Annotated in this window: 11 protein-coding genes; all 11 read left to right on the top strand. The window is 74.3% G+C overall.

The window, feature by feature from the left end; translation table 11 throughout:
- The first annotated feature begins 369 nt into the window (after positions 1-369).
- The gene (locus EV562_RS35485) at positions 370-2,481 is read left to right on the top strand and encodes an SWIM zinc finger family protein (protein WP_243860029.1); all 2,112 of its coding nucleotides are present in this window, start codon (positions 370-372) and stop codon (positions 2,479-2,481) included.
- 239 nt (positions 2,482-2,720) lie between these two features.
- Complete coding sequence (locus tag EV562_RS08720) at positions 2,721-3,884, top strand: FAD-dependent oxidoreductase (protein WP_133886131.1); 1,164 nt, start codon at positions 2,721-2,723, stop codon at positions 3,882-3,884.
- Complete coding sequence (locus EV562_RS08715; protein WP_133886130.1) at positions 3,881-4,171, top strand: (2Fe-2S)-binding protein; 291 nt, start codon at positions 3,881-3,883, stop codon at positions 4,169-4,171. The genes EV562_RS08720 and EV562_RS08715 overlap by 4 nt, the downstream gene beginning before the upstream one ends.
- Positions 4,164-5,624, top strand: a complete 1,461-nt coding sequence (locus EV562_RS08710; protein ID WP_133886129.1) for an NAD(P)/FAD-dependent oxidoreductase — start codon at positions 4,164-4,166, stop codon at positions 5,622-5,624. The genes EV562_RS08715 and EV562_RS08710 overlap by 8 nt, the downstream gene beginning before the upstream one ends.
- Positions 5,624-6,520, top strand: coding sequence for a dihydrodipicolinate synthase family protein (locus tag EV562_RS08705; protein WP_133886128.1), 897 nt, complete (start codon positions 5,624-5,626; stop codon positions 6,518-6,520). The genes EV562_RS08710 and EV562_RS08705 overlap by 1 nt, the downstream gene beginning before the upstream one ends.
- 2 nt (positions 6,521-6,522) lie before the next feature.
- Positions 6,523-7,524: a proline racemase family protein gene (locus EV562_RS08700; RefSeq protein ID WP_133886127.1), complete on the top strand. Its 1,002-nt coding sequence runs from the start codon at positions 6,523-6,525 to the stop codon at positions 7,522-7,524.
- A gap of 115 nt (positions 7,525-7,639) precedes the next feature.
- The gene (locus tag EV562_RS08695; protein ID WP_133886126.1) at positions 7,640-9,520 is read left to right on the top strand and encodes an ABC transporter ATP-binding protein; all 1,881 of its coding nucleotides are present in this window, start codon (positions 7,640-7,642) and stop codon (positions 9,518-9,520) included.
- Between the two features lie 514 nt (positions 9,521-10,034).
- Complete coding sequence (locus EV562_RS35050; protein WP_166661677.1) at positions 10,035-11,060, top strand: DUF6215 domain-containing protein; 1,026 nt, start codon at positions 10,035-10,037, stop codon at positions 11,058-11,060.
- A gap of 148 nt (positions 11,061-11,208) precedes the next feature.
- Complete coding sequence (locus EV562_RS08680; protein ID WP_166661676.1) at positions 11,209-12,411, top strand: SpoIIE family protein phosphatase; 1,203 nt, start codon at positions 11,209-11,211, stop codon at positions 12,409-12,411.
- A 114-nt stretch (positions 12,412-12,525) separates the two neighbouring features.
- Positions 12,526-14,067, top strand: a complete 1,542-nt coding sequence (locus EV562_RS08675) for a sensor histidine kinase (RefSeq protein ID WP_133886526.1) — start codon at positions 12,526-12,528, stop codon at positions 14,065-14,067.
- Positions 14,064-14,513 carry a response regulator gene (locus EV562_RS08670; RefSeq protein WP_133886125.1) on the top strand — a complete coding sequence of 150 codons (450 nt, stop codon included), beginning with the start codon at positions 14,064-14,066 and terminating at the stop codon, positions 14,511-14,513. The genes EV562_RS08675 and EV562_RS08670 overlap by 4 nt, the downstream gene beginning before the upstream one ends.
- Positions 14,514-14,714 lie beyond the last annotated feature (201 nt).

Raw genomic sequence — 14,714 nt, 5'->3', positions numbered from 1 at the left:
CCCGCCGAGCCGTCCGAGTCGCGTCCCGGGGACATCGCCCGCGCCGCGCTGCGCAACGCACGGTCCGCCCGGCAGGGGGAGGCGCACAGCCCCGAGGGCGCTCCGTCCGACGTGCCGTCCGTTCCGCCGTCCGGTCTGTCGCCGTCGCCGTCCTCGTTGTCGTCGCCGGGGCATGGGGCAGAGCCCGGGGATCCGGCGGGTCCGGCCCGTCCGGCGAGTTCGGAGAGTTCGGCAGTTCCGGCAGGCGCGGAGGAACCCGGGGAAGCAGCGGACGGACCCGATGACCCGGCCGAGTCGGCCGTTCCGGCGGCCCCCGACGCGGCATCGTCTCCCGGTCCCGCGGGCCGGGGTGGCGGCCGACCGGCGGACGTGGCGCGGGAGGCGTTGCGGGCGGCTCGTCGCCAGGCGAAGGTCGACGCGGCCAGGGAAGGCCAGGCGAGCACCCGGCGATCGTCCCGCCCGTCCGGTCGACAGCACCGGGCAGGCGGCGCGGGCACCGAAGACGCCCGCGCCCGCGCCGTACGCGACTTCGTCTCGGGCGCGTTCCGCCTGCCCGCGGACTGGGACACGGACGCGGACGTGGAGATGGACAGGGACGCGGGCGTGGGTCCGGCCGTGGGGTCTCTGCCTGTCGGAGAGCCCGAGTCCGCCGGAGAGCCCGGGTCCGCCGGAAAGCGGGCCCGTGGCTCGTCGGCCGAGGACCGGACGGCCCCGTCGCGGGAACCAGAGCTCGAGGGAGAGCCGGAGCCGGAGCCCGAATCGGAAGCGGAGCAGGGGCCGAGCCCGGAGCGGCACTCGGAGTGGGAACGGGAGCGGACATCGAGGCCGGAGCGGCAGCCGCAATCGACGCGGCAGTCGGGTTCGGAGCGGCAACCGGGACCGGAGCGGCAGCCAGAATCGATCCGGCAGCCGGGATCGGCGCGGCAGCCGGAGTCGACGCGAGAGCCGGAGGAAGGGGAAGAGGGGCCGGAGGGGGAGCCCACGCGGCCCTCGCCCCGCGCGGTCCCGGCCACCGGCGCCGCACCTGCCCAGCCCCCCGCCCAGGTGCCCACCCATGCCCCGGCCTCGCCCCGCCCCGCCCGGGCCGCGGACGCCACGGAAGCGTCCGTGCCCGCCGCCGAGCGGCCGCGGCACCCGGAGCCTGCGTCGGCGGCGCGCGGCCGGGCGGCCTCCTCCTCGCCGCCCGCGACACCCCGCGCCCCCCGCTCGATGGCGGCCCCGGGCCGTGACGGTGAGCTCCGGCGCACCTTCCCCGCGCTCGCGCCCCGGACGGCCGCGGACGAGGGCTTCGCGGGGACGTGGTGGGGCAACGCCTGGGTGACCGCCCTGGAGGAGGGCGCCCTGGACGCCGCGCGGCTGGAGCGCGGGCGGGGATACGCCGAGCGCGGGCACGTGGACGCCATCACCGTGACGCCCGGGCTGGTCCTCGCCTACGTACAGGGCGGCCGCGCCCGGCCGTACCGGGTGCAGATGCGGCTGCGGACGCTCAGCGAGGCCGACTGGGACCGGTTCCTGGACGCCGCCGTCGAGCGACCCGGGCACATCGCCGCCCTCCTAGACAAGGAGCTTCCGCACTCCCTGGCCGATCTGGCCGACCGCGGCGTCCCGCTGCTCCCCGGGCCCGGCGACCTGACCCCGCAGTGCAGCTGTCCCGACTCCGGACACCCCTGCAAACACGCCGCCGCGCTCTGCTACCAGACGGCGCGCCTGCTCGACGCCGACCCGTTCGTCCTGCTCCTGCTGCGCGGCCGGGGTGAACGGGAGCTGCTCGACGCCCTGTCCCGGCGGAACGCGGCCCGCGCGGCGCGTGCGGCCCAGGACCGGGGGCCCGCGCCCCTGCCCGGAGTTCGGGCCGGGGAGGCCCTGGCCCGGCGCGTGCTGCCACCGCTCCCCGCACCGCTCCCCGTGCCCCCGCACCCCGAACAGCCACCGGCCTATCCGGCCGCTCCGGGCGGCCCCGACCCGTTCGCCCTGGACCAGCTCGCCACCGACGCGGCCGCCCGCGCCCACGCCCTGCTCGCGACGGGGTGTGACCCGGTCGGCGGGCTGACGCTGTGGCAGGACGCCGTCCGCCTCGCCGCGGCGCGCCCGGGCTCCGGCCTCACCGCGGGCACCCGGGCGCTCTACGCCTCCCTCGCCTCCGCCGCCGGACGCGACACGGCGGAGCTGGCACGGGCCGTCGCCGCCTGGCGGCAGGGCGGCCCTGAGGGCCTCGACGTCCTGGAGGAGCCCTGGGACCCGCCGGCCGGCCGCTTCGACCGCGCCCGCCCGCTGCTGCTCGCCGCCGATCTCCCCGCCTTCCGCCCCTGGCGCAACCGCCTCACCCACCCCCGGGGCCATGTCCAGCTCAGACTCGGCCGTTCCGGTCTCTGGTTCGCGTACGAGTCGGAGCCGGACCGCGAGGACTGGTGGCCGCGCGGCACTCCCGACCTCGACCCGGTCGGCGCCCTGACCGGCCTGGGCACCCGCGTCGACCTCTGACCGCCGTCCCGCGCGCAGTACCACCGCCGGGGCGTGCGCGCCACCACCGGCGCGAGCCCGCCACCACCGCGGTCAGCCCGGCCCCACCGCAGTGAGCCCGGCCCCACCGCAGCATGCGCTCCACCCACCGCGCCGGCGGCACCGCCGACACGAACGGGGCATTGTCAGCGGCCCGTCGAATGCGTAGCCTCCCCAATGGCATGTGACATTGCACAGTGCGGTGCGCGGAGGAGGAGCCGTTGACGCTCAAGGTCGTCGTCGTGGGTGCGGGCATCGTCGGCACCGCCTGCGCCTTCCACGCCGCCGCGGCGGGCCTGGACGTCACGGTCGTCGACCGCGGACCCGTCGGCGCCGGGACGACGAGCCGCGGGGAGGGCAACGTCCTCGTCTCCGACAAGGAGCCCGGCCCCGAGCTGGCCCTCGCGCGGCTGAGCCGCACCCTGTGGGAGGAGGCCGGCCGTGAACTCGGCCCCGACCGCCTCGAACTGGAGCCCAAGGGCGGCCTGGTCGTGGCGAGCAGCGCCGAAGGCCTGGCCGCGCTCGGTGAGTTCGCGGCCCGGCAGGAGGCGGCCGGGGTCCGCGTCGAGCGGGTCGACCGGGTGCGGGACCTCGAACCCCACCTCGCGCCCGACATCCCCGGTGGCGTCCACTACCCGCAGGACGCGCAGGTGCAGCCGGTGCTGGCGGCGGCCGCACTGCTGCGGGCCGCCGTGCGGCGCGGCGCGCGGTTGCACGCGGGGGAGGTCGTCGGCGCGGAGACCGGCGGCGGCCGGATCACCGGTGTCCGGACGGCCGCCGGTGACGTCCTGCCCGCCGACGCCGTCGTCAACGCGGCCGGGACCTGGGGCGGCGAGGTCGGCCGACGGCTCGGCGCTCCCGTCGAGGTGCTGCCGCGCCGCGGCTTCGTCCTGGTGACCGAACCGCTGCCGCCGATGGTCCGGCACAAGGTCTACTCCGCCGACTACGTCGCGGGCGTCGCCTCCTCCGACGCCGGACTGGAGACCTCCTGCGTCGTGGAGGGCACCCGCGGCGGCACGCTCCTCATCGGCGCCAGCCGGGAACGCGTCGGCTTCGACACGAGGATGAACATCGCCGCGGTCACGAGGCTGGCGGCCCGGGCATGCCGGCTGTTCCCCTTCCTGCGCGCGGTCCATCTGCTGCGCGTCTACCGCGGGTTCCGCCCGTACTGCCCCGACCACCTGCCCGTGATCGGACCGGACCCGCGGGTGCCGGGCGTCGTCCACGCCTGCGGTCACGAGGGAGCGGGCATCGGTCTCGCCCCCGCGACCGGCGCACTCGTGACGGCCCACCTGCTCGGCCGCCCCTGGCGCGGCGCCGACCCGGCCGCCCACACCGGCCTGCTCCCCGACCGCCTGTCCGGCCTCGGAGGTGCACACCGGTGAGCGAGATCGTCGTCGACGGCGAGCCCCTGCCGTTCGTCGAGGGGCAGACGGTCGCGGCGGCCCTGGTCGCCGCGGGCCGCCTCGCCTGGCGCACCAGCCGCGTCGGACACCGTCCGCGGGGCGTGTTCTGCGGTATCGGCGTCTGCTTCGACTGCCTCGTGACGGTCGACGGAGCCGGCGGCCAGCGCGCCTGCCTGGTGCGGGCCCGCCCCGGCATGACCGTCACGACCCGGGAGGACGACGAGACACCGGAGGACGACGCGACCCGGGAGGACGACGATGAGTGAGCGGACGGACCTCGTCGTGGTGGGCGCGGGACCGGCCGGTCTGGCCGCCGCGGTCACGGCGCTGAACGGTGGACTGCGTGTCGTACTGGTCGACTCGGGTGCCGCCGTCGGCGGCCAGTACTGGCGGCACCCGCCGGAGCACGCGAGCGCGGCCGTCCCCACCGACGACCTGCACCACGGACTGCGCACGTACCGTGCCCTGTGCGGGGCGTCGGCGGCGCACCGCGCGGCGGGCCGGCTCGACCTGCGCCTGGAGCACCACGCGTGGTCCGCCGTCCGCGAGGGCGACGGATTCGCGATCCACGCGGTCGACCGCCGTGACGCGCCGCGGGAGAGCACCGTGGTGCTGCGGGCGCCGAGGCTCCTCGTGGCCACCGGCGCCCACGACCGCCCACTTCCCTTCCCCGGCTGGGACCTGCCCGGGGTCCTGACCGTCGGCGGCCTGCAGGCGCTGCTCAAGGGCGGCGGGGTCACGGCCGGGAGGCGCGTGGCGCTGGGCGGCACCGGCCCGTTCCTGCTGCCGGTCGCCGCCGGGCTCGCGGCGCGCGGCGTCGAGGTGGTCGCGGTCTGCGAGGCGGCCCACCCGCGGGCCTGGCTGCGGCACCCGGGACCGCTGCTGCGCAACCCCGGCAAGTGGGCCGAGGGAGCCGGGTACGCCGCCGCGCTCGTGCGGCACCGCGTACCGGTCCGCCCGCGCACGGCGATCATCGGAGCGGACGGCGACGATCGCGTGACGTCGGTCCGGATCGCCTCACTGACGCCGGACGGACACCCGCGCCCGGGTACGCGGCGACGTGTCGAGGTCGACGCCGTCGGCGTCGGCTGGGGCTTCGTGCCCCGCCTCGACCTGCTCGTCCCCCTCGGCTGCGCCCTGACGGACTCGGCCGACGGCAACGCGGTGGCCGCCGTCGACGCGGGGCAGCGCACCACCGTCCCCGGCCTCTACGCCGCGGGGGAGACCTGCGGCGTGGGCGGGGCCGCCCTGGCCGTGCACGAGGGACGCCTGGCCGCGGAGTCGGTCCTCGCCGACTCCGGCGCCGCCCGCGCACCGGCGCACCGGCGGTCTGCCGCGGTACGTTCCGAGGCGGCCCGCCACCGCGCCTTCGCCCGGGCGATGGCACTGGCCCACCCGATCCCTCCCGCCTGGCCGTCGTGGCTGAGCGACGACACCGTCGTGTGCCGTTGCGAGGAGGTGACCGCCGGTGCGGTCCGGGCCGCCCGCGCCGCCGGGGCCCGCGACCACCGGCAGGTCAAACAACTGACCCGGGCCGGTATGGGCTGGTGCCAGGGCCGGATGTGCGGACCCGCCGTGCACTGCCTCACGGACCGGGAGCGGGCCTACGAGCCCGCGGAACGGCTCGTCGCGACGCCCGTCACCCTCGGGGCGCTCGCGGGTCTCGACGAAGGACGGCCGGCCTCGACGGACGGCGGCGAACACCACAAGGAGTGTTGATGAGCGAGACCCGAAAGCCCTGGCACGGCGTCATCGTCGCGACCGGCCTCCCGTTCCACGACGACCTCTCGGTCGACTTCGGCGCCTACGGCGAGAGCGTCGCCCACCTCGCCGGGCAGGGGATGCACGGCGTCGCACCGAACGGGTCGCTGGGCGAGTACCAGACCCTCACCTGCGAGGAGCGCGACCGCGTCGTCGAGACGGCCGTCGCGAACGCCCCCGAAGGGTTCACCGTCATGCCGGGCGTCGGCGCCTACGGCGCCCGCGAGGCCGAGCGGCACGCCCGCTTCGCCAAGGACGCGGGCTGTCAGGCCGTCATGTGCCTGCCGCCCAACGCCTACCGCGCCGACGACCGCGCGGTGCTCGAACACTTCGAACGGGTGGCCTCGGCAGGACTGCCCGTCATCGCGTACAACAACCCCGTCGACACCAAGGTGGATCTGCGCCCCGACCTGCTGGCCAAGCTGCACGCCGAGGGGTTCGTCGTCGGGGTCAAGGAGTTCTCCGGCGACGTCCGGCGCTGCTACGAGATCGCCGGACTGGCACCCGGCCTCGACCTCCTGATCGGTGCCGACGACACCGTGCTGGAGGTTGCCGTCGCCGGTGCCAAGGGCTGGGTCGCGGGCTACCCGCAGGTCTTCCCCCGGGCCTGCCTCGCCCTGTACGAGGCGGCCGTCCGGGGCGACCTGGAGACGGCCCTGCCGCTCTACCGGCGGCTGCACCCGGTGCTGCGGTGGGACAGCAGGACGGAGTTCGTCCAGGCCATCAAGCTCGGCCGGGAGCTGACCGGCCGCCGCGGCGGTCCCTGCCGGCCGCCACGGCAGCCGCTGGCCCCGGAGACGGAGGCCGCCGTACGCGCCGCCACCCAGGCCCTCGTCGACGCCGGGGTGAACTGACGATGCGTTCGACGGTCTGCTACCACGCCGTCGACTCGCACACCGAGGGCATGCCCACCCGCGTGATCACGGGCGGGGTCGGTGTCCTCCCCGGCGCGACGATGGCCGAGCGGCGCCGGCGGTTCGTCGCCGAACGCGACCACCTGCGCACCCTGCTCATGTGCGAACCACGCGGGCACGCCTCGATGTCCGGGGCCGTCCTGCAGCCGCCCACCCGGCCGGACGCCGACTACGGCGTGCTCTTCATCGAGGTGTCCGGCTGCCTGCCGATGTGCGGCCACGGCACCATCGGTGTCGCGACGGTCCTCGTCGAGACCGGCATGGTCGAGGTGACCGAGCCGGAGACCGCCGTACGGCTGGACACCCCGGCGGGACTCGTCACGGCCCGGGTGCGGGTGCGCGAGGGCCGCGCCGAATCGGTGACCCTGGAGAACGTCGCCTCGTACTGCCACGCGCTGGACCAGGTCGTGGACGTCCCCGGGCACGGGCGGGTGCGCTACGACATCGCCTACGGCGGCAACTTCTACGCCTTCGTCCGCACCGACGACCTGGGCATCCCCTTCGGGCGGGCGCACAAGCAGGCGCTGCTCGACGCCGGGCTGGCCGTCATGGACGCGATCAACGGGCAGAACCCGGTGTCCCACCCGGAGAACCCGGAGATCGACCTGTGCCACCACGTCTACCTGGAGGCCCCCGGCTCGACGGCGGAACACTCGCGGCACGCCATGGCGATCCACCCGGGCTGGTTCGACCGGTCGCCCTGCGGCACCGGCACCAGCGCCCGGATGGCCCAGTTGCACGCCCGCGGTCTGCTGCCTGCCGGACGGGACTTCGTCAACGAGTCGTTCATCGGCTCCCGCTTCGTCGGCCGCGTCCTGGGGGAGACGACCGTCGGCGGCCGCCCCGCGGTCCTGCCGTCCGTCACCGGCCGCGCCTGGATCACCGGCACCGCGCAGTACCTGCTCGACCCCACGGACCCCTACCCGGCCGGGTTCACCCTCTGAGAGCCTCGCGCGGGCCGGGAGCCCGGTGTCCGATTCTCGACGGTCCGCGGTAAATGCCTGGACTGTGATCCCCGTCCGACGGGAAGATTCCGACTTCCGAACCACCGGGAGTGTGATGGGCACCACAGACGCACGAGGGGCGGCGCCGGGCAGGAGCGCGGTCGTCCTGGCGCTGCGCCACTACGGCCGTGAACTGCTGCGACTACGACGACTCGCCCTGCCCGCGCTGCTGTTGCCCGCCGTGGGCAACATCGGCATCCGCTACGTCGCCCCCCTGCTCATCGCCAAGCTGGCCGGTCAGGCCGCCGACGTCGACGACGGCGGCCTGACCCTCGGCACGGCACTGCCGTACGTGCTGGGCTTCGGGGTGACGCTGCTGCTCGCCGAGGTGGTGTGGCGGATCGGGCAGCACTGCCTGAACCGCGTGGACGCCCTCGGCATGGAGCACCTCTACGTGCGCGGCATGGACGAACTCCTCGCCAAGGACGCCGCGTTCTTCCACGACAACTTCGCCGGCTCCCTCACCAAGCGGGTGCTCAGCTTCGGCAAGCGCTTCGAGGACTTCGTCGACACGGTGACGTACCGGATCGTGGGCAGTCTCGTCCCCCTGGTCTTCGGTGCCGTGGTCCTGTGGGGCTACGAACCGATGCTCGTCGTCGGGCTGTTCGTGATGATCGCGCTGACCGTGGCCGCCGCGACACCGCTGATCCGCCGCCGGCAGCGGCTGGTCAACGACCGGGAGGCGGCCGTCGCCCTGGTCTCCGGCCACGTCGCCGACAGCCTCATGAACATGGAGACCGTGCGGGCGTTCGCGGCGGAACGGCGGGAGGGAGACGAACACCGCAGCCGGGTCGCCGAGTCGCGGCGCCTGACGCTGAAGTCCTGGGACTACGGCAACCTGCGCGTCGACACCCTGATCGCCCCCATGTCCGTCCTGACCAACGTGCTGGGCCTGCTGGTCGCCATCGCCTTCGGCGGCCCGGGCCAGTCGGTGGAGGAGGTCGTCGTCGCCTTCACCTACTACTCCAACGCCACCCAGATCATGTTCGAGTTCAACCAGATCTACCGGCGGCTGGAAAGCTCCATGACCGAGGCCGCGCAGTTCACCGAGCTGCTCCTGGACCCGCCCACGGTGCTGGACGCCGACCCACCCGAGCCGCTCGCGCCGCGGGACACCGGTATCCGCTTCGAGGCGGTGACCTTCGCCCACGCGGGCGCCGAGCCGATCTTCCGGGGACTCGACCTGGACGTGCCCGCGGGCGCGAGGATCGGGCTGGTCGGCAGGTCCGGAGGCGGCAAGACCACGCTCACCCGGCTCCTGCTGCGGATGGCGGACCTCGACCGGGGGCGCATCCTGATCGGCGGTCAGGACATCAGCAGGCTGCGCCAGAGCGACCTGCGCTCACTGATCGCCTACGTCCCGCAGGAACCCGCCATGTTCCACCGCAGCCTCCGGGACAACATCGCCTTCGCCCGGCCCGGCGCCACCGACGAGGAGGTCCACGCGGCCGCCGCGGCCGCGCACGTCACCGAGTTCGCCGAGCAGCTGCCCGACGGCTTCGCCACGCTGGTGGGGGAGCGGGGCGTGAAGCTGTCGGGCGGTCAGCGCCAGCGCGTCGCACTCGCCAGGGCCATCCTGCGCGACGCCCCGATCCTGCTGCTCGACGAGGCGACCAGCGCACTGGACTCGGAGAGCGAGCTCCTCGTCCAGGACGCCCTGTGGCGGCTGATGGACGGTCGTACGGCCCTCGTGGTGGCCCACCGGCTGAGCACCGTCGCCGGCATGGACCGGCTCGTCGTCCTCGACCGCGGACACGTCGTCGAGCAGGGCAGCCACGAGAAGCTGCTCGCCGCGGACGGCGCCTATGCCCGGCTGTGGCAGCACCAGTCGGGCGGCTTCCTCGGCGAGAGCGCCGAGCCCGCCACCGGCCGCCCGGTCCCGGCCGCCCGCCCCGGCGACCCGCACGGACCGGCCGACCCGGTGCCGGTGGTGTGACACGCGCCCGGCGCGCCACCGGGGCCCGGCCGGCGCGGCGACCGGAGGAGGAGCCGGTCGCCGCGGCGGATCTGGAGGGGCCGGTCGCCGCGGCGGACCTGGAGGGGCCGCGGGCTACGGGCTGCGCGAGCGGGGACCGGCGCGGCCGGAGATCACCGCGGGGGAGCACGCCTCCACCGCCCAGGACTTCGCCGACCTCGTCGACGGCCCCGGCGGTCCGGTCGTCGACTGCCTCCGGGCCGGCGTGACCCGCTGCGGCGGCGTCACCGGCCTGCCGAGACCGCGGGCCTGTCGGCCGTCCGGCACCTCGCCCCGTCCGGCCACTGCGCCCCGGCGGTCTCCGCCCACGCCTTCTGCGCGGTGCGCAGGATGCCGCATCCGGAGCCCTTCACCGGTCGTACGACGGGCCCCGGGCGGAGGCGGGCGCCGGCCCCGTTCGATCACGGTTGGGTACCGGGCCGGAATTGTGGCCTCCATCACGGCCGCGGCGAACGTGCCCTGGTGAGATCACCGAATGCTCGGTCTCATCGTGCGTCTCCTGCCCTTCTGGATTCGCGAACCCCTCCTCGTCGTCGTCGGCTCGGTGTTCGGCGTACGCCTCATGTATCTGGCCCTCGACGACGGCGAGTGGGTCCCGGCCGCCATCGGTGCGGCCTTCCTGTTGTTCACCGCCGTGCGCGTCCACACGGTGATCCAGGCCCTGCGCGCACGACGCCACCCCGCCCCGGCCGCCCCCGCCGACTCGACGGCGCCCGACGCCGACGCCGACGGCCGGCCGCTGCCGCAGCCCCAGCCTCAGGTCCCGGCGCAGCAGCCTCCCGCCCCGGCAGTCCAGGAGAAGGAGCCCAACGCCTGGGGCCAGGCGGCCGCCGCGATCGCCGTGTTCGCGGCGCTCGCGGCCGCGCTGTGGCTGGGCCCGGAACTGATGCCCTCCGACGCCCACGGCACCCCGCAGGCCGCCGCCTCCTGTCCCACCGGAGAGGACGAGCCGCTGCCGAGCGCGTACACGAAGACGCCACGGGCGGTGACCGGCGACGACCTGTGCAAGGCGCTCAACAGGACCGACCTGCCCCGCCTCCTCGGCACGCCGGCGGAGACCGCGAGCTGGGCGTCCGCCTCCAGCGACACCGCTCCCCTGACCGACGGCAAGGTCGCCCGGCCGGAAGCGGAGGTCGAGTTCGACACCTACACCGTCAACGTCTCGGCCACCTACAACGACCTCTCGATCGCCCAGTACGTGAAACTGATGGAGTTCGGAGAGGAGACGGACGTCAAGAAGCTCGAGGTCCTCGGCCGGTCCGCGGTCATCTTCTCGGACCACACCATGCGGCTCGAGATCGATCTCGGCGGCGGCGGATCCGGCGGACCCGTCGAACAGGGTCCCCTGGCCAGAACCCTGTCCGTGGCCCTCGGCGCGAAGGACCGCGGCGGCTACTACGAGATCACCGTGTGGAGCGAGACCGGCGCCCTCCCGGACGACGCCGCCCTCCTCGACATCACCGAGAAGATCCTCCCGGCCGTCCCCGAACGGACTGCGTGACCCGGCGGGCCCGTTGTGACCCGACGGGAACATATGGACGAATGAGCCAGGTAAGCTCTCCGCAGGTGCTCTTCGGCAGCAGGAGCCTCTGTGACGTACGGACGGGGAGACGGACGGGAGCATTGTGTCGGTGTCACAGTCATGGGCCATGAGAGCGCCCGCGCCCATCGGGAGTGACGACCCGGGAGCACCCTCGCAGTGGTGGGAACCCTCCGTGCTCCTGGTGGAGGACGATCCGGGCGACGCCCTGCTGGTCGAGGAGCTCGTCGCCGACAGCACACTGACGATGGGCCTGCGCTGGGTCCGCTCGATGGCCGAGGCGCGCGAGGCGCTCGCGGCCGAGATGCCGGACTGCGTCCTGCTGGACCTGAACCTGCCCGACACGCAGGGCCTGGAGGCCGTGTCCGGAATCCGGGCGCACGCCGAGCAGGTCGCCGTGGTCGTGCTCACCGGCCTCGCGGAGGAGGAGACCGGGCTGGCGGCGGTGGCCGCCGGAGCCCAGGACTACCTGGTCAAGGGGCGCGTCGAGCCCGAGCTCTTCGGGCGGGCGGTGCGCTACGCGATCCAGCGCAAGCAGGCCGAGCAGGCAGCCGTGGCCCTGCAGGCGAGCCAGATGCAGGCCCAGGAGAACGCGCGGCTCGAGCGCGGCCTGCTGCCCCGCCCCCTGGTGAACGACGGCGCGGTGGAGGTCGTGACGCGTTACCGGCCCGGCCGTGCCCACGCCCTGCTCGGCGGCGACCTCTACGACATCGTGCAGAGCACCGACGGCGCCGTGCACGCGCTCATCGGCGACGTCTCCGGACACGGGCCCGACGAGGCGGCCCTCGGAGTCGCCCTGCGCATCGCCTGGCGAACCCTGGTGCTCAGCGGCGTCACCGGCACCGAGCAGATAGCCAGGCTGGAGGAGATCCTGGTGGCCGAGCGCGGCGGCCCGCAGGTCTTCGCCACGCTCACGAGCCTCACCCGGGAACCGGGGGAACCGCACGTGCGGATGATCCGCGCCGGCCACCCCGGACTGCTGCTGCGCACCGGCGGCCGCGTGGAATGGGTGGAGGTCGACGGCGGCCCCGCGCTCGGCGTCGTGCCCGACCTGGCGCGCTGGCCGGTGCGGGAGCTGGAGATACCGGCGGACGCGGCCCTGGTGCTGTTCACCGACGGGCTCTTCGAGGGCCACGTCGGCCGCGGCAGGGAACGGCTGGGCGAGGAGGGACTGCTGCGGATAGCGCGGGAGGTGGCCGCGCTGCCCCCGGACGCCTTCGTCGACGAGCTGATCGAGCGGACCGAGTCGCTCGCGGAGAGCCAGGGCGGTCTCGCCGACGACGTGGCCGTGCTGCACCTGAGCTGGAAATGAGACGGGCGAACGAGAACGGTGTCGGAGAACAGGGTGAGTGAGAAGACGGGCGGCCGGTCCACGGGGCGGCGGCTGACGGTGCAGGGCTGGTTCCAGGTCGTCCTGGGACTGGTGATGCTCATGGTCATCGGTGGCAGTGTCGTGGGCGCCCAGGTGCTGGAGCAGACGTCGGACGTCACCGACCGGCTGGCCGAGCGCCTCCAGCCGGCGCAGACCGAGACGTACCGGCTCCAGGCCGCGCTGGTCAACCAGGAGACCGGTGCGCGGGGCTACGCCATCGCCGCCGACCGGCAGTTCCTCGCCCCCTACACGCAGGGCAAGGAGGACGAGGCGCGTGCCGCCGCGCGGCTGCGTGAGCTGATCGGGGACCAGCCGCGGCTGCTCGCGGACCTGGAGGCGGTGGAGCGCCAGGCGGCCGACTGGCGTCGCACCTACGCCGAACCGCTGGTGGCCGGCGTGACCTCCGGCGAGCCCCGTGGCTCGGTCCGGGCCACCGCGGAGCAGGGGAAGAAGGTCTTCGACCGGATCCGCAGCGTCTGGGCGACCCAGAACGCCGACCTCTCCGCGGCCGTGGCCGACGGCAAGGAGGACCTGGCCCAGGCCCGCACCGACCGCAACCTGATCCTCGGCGCCATGGTGGCGGCGTTCCTCCTGGCCGGGGTGGTCCTCGCCCTCCTGATCCGGGTGCTGGTGGCCCGCCCGCTCCAGGCCCTCAGCGATTCCTCCCGCCGGGTGAGCGGCGGTGACTTCGACCACGTGATCACCGGCGAGGGCCCCGCCGACCTCGCGGCGGTGGCGGGAGCCGTCGAGGGCATGCGGCAGCGGATCGTCGCCGAACTCGAGGCATCCCGCCGCCAGCAGGACGTCCTCACCCGGCAGACCGAGGACCTGGACGCGCAGGCGGTGGAACTGCGCCGTTCCAACGCCGAACTGGAGCAGTTCGCGTACGTCGCCTCGCACGACCTGCAGGAGCCGCTGCGCAAGGTGGCCTCCTTCTGCCAGCTGCTGGAGAAGCGGTACAGCGACAAGCTCGACGACCGGGGCCGGCAGTACATCGACTTCGCCGTCGACGGCGCCAAGCGCATGCAGGTCCTCATCAACGACCTGCTCACCTTCTCCCGGGTCGGACGCCTCAACGACGCCCGGGTGGAAGTCGACCTCGACCAGGTCCTCACCAAGGCCCTGGCCAACCTGGACACCGCGATCACGGAGACCGGCGCGCTCATCGAACGCCCCGAGCGGCTCCCCCGGGTCGTCGGCGACCCGCTGCTGCTGGGCATGGTCTGGCAGAACCTGGTCGGCAACGCCGTCAAGTTCCGTCACCCCGACCGCACCCCGGAGGTCCGGATCACCTGCGAGGAGGACGCGGACAGCCCCGGCACCTGGCGGCTGTGCGTCACCGACAACGGCATCGGCATCCCCGAGGAGTTCGCGGAGAAGGTCTTCGTCATCTTCCAGCGGCTGCACGGCCGGGACGCCTACGGGGGCACCGGCATCGGACTGGCCCTGTGCAAGAAGATCGTCGAACACCACGGCGGTCACATCGGGATCGACACCGGTCACACCGTTGGCACCCGCATCTGTTTCACCCTGCCCTCCGGCGGCGACACCGCCGACGGCGCCGGCTCCCACACCGAGGAAAAGACCCTGGCATGACGACCTACGACGCGACCCCCATCGACGTACTCCTCGTGGAGGACGACCCGGGCGACGAACTGATGACCCGCGAGGCGTTCGAGGACAACAAGATCGGCAACACCCTGCACGTCGTGCGGGACGGCGAGGAGGCCCTCGACTTCCTCTACCGGCGCGGCCGGCACAGCGAGGCCCCGCGTCCCGATCTCATCCTGCTCGACCTCAACCTGCCCAAGTACGACGGGCGCCAGGTGCTGGAGCAGATCAAGTCCGACGACGGCCTGAGCGACATCCCCGTGGTCGTGCTCACCACCTCGTCCGCCGAGGAGGACATCCTGCGCAGCTACCGGCTGCACGCGAACGCCTACGTCACCAAGCCCGTCGACCTGGACCAGTTCATCGCCGCCGTCCGCCAGATCGACGACTTCTTCGTGCAGGTGGTACGACTGCCCCGGCGCCGGGCCTGACGGGGGCGGCGCGCGACCGGAGTCTCCCGCGCGGCGCAGGGTCAGCGTGACACTCGCGGTCGCCGGCAGTCGGCGGCGGCGAGCAGCACGCTCCAGCGCATACCGGACAGGATCTCCTTCGAAGGACGGCGGAACGGGGAGGTCCCCACGCCGGCATCCTGAGCCGCGAACAACGCCCCATCCGCAAGGGCAGGTTGAGCC

This window comes from Streptomyces sp. BK208 (assembly GCF_004364245.1).
Taxonomy (GTDB): domain Bacteria; phylum Actinomycetota; class Actinomycetes; order Streptomycetales; family Streptomycetaceae; genus Streptomyces.
The sequence above is the reverse complement of the archived record's forward strand: the minus strand, read 5'-3'. Positions and strand labels throughout refer to the sequence as shown.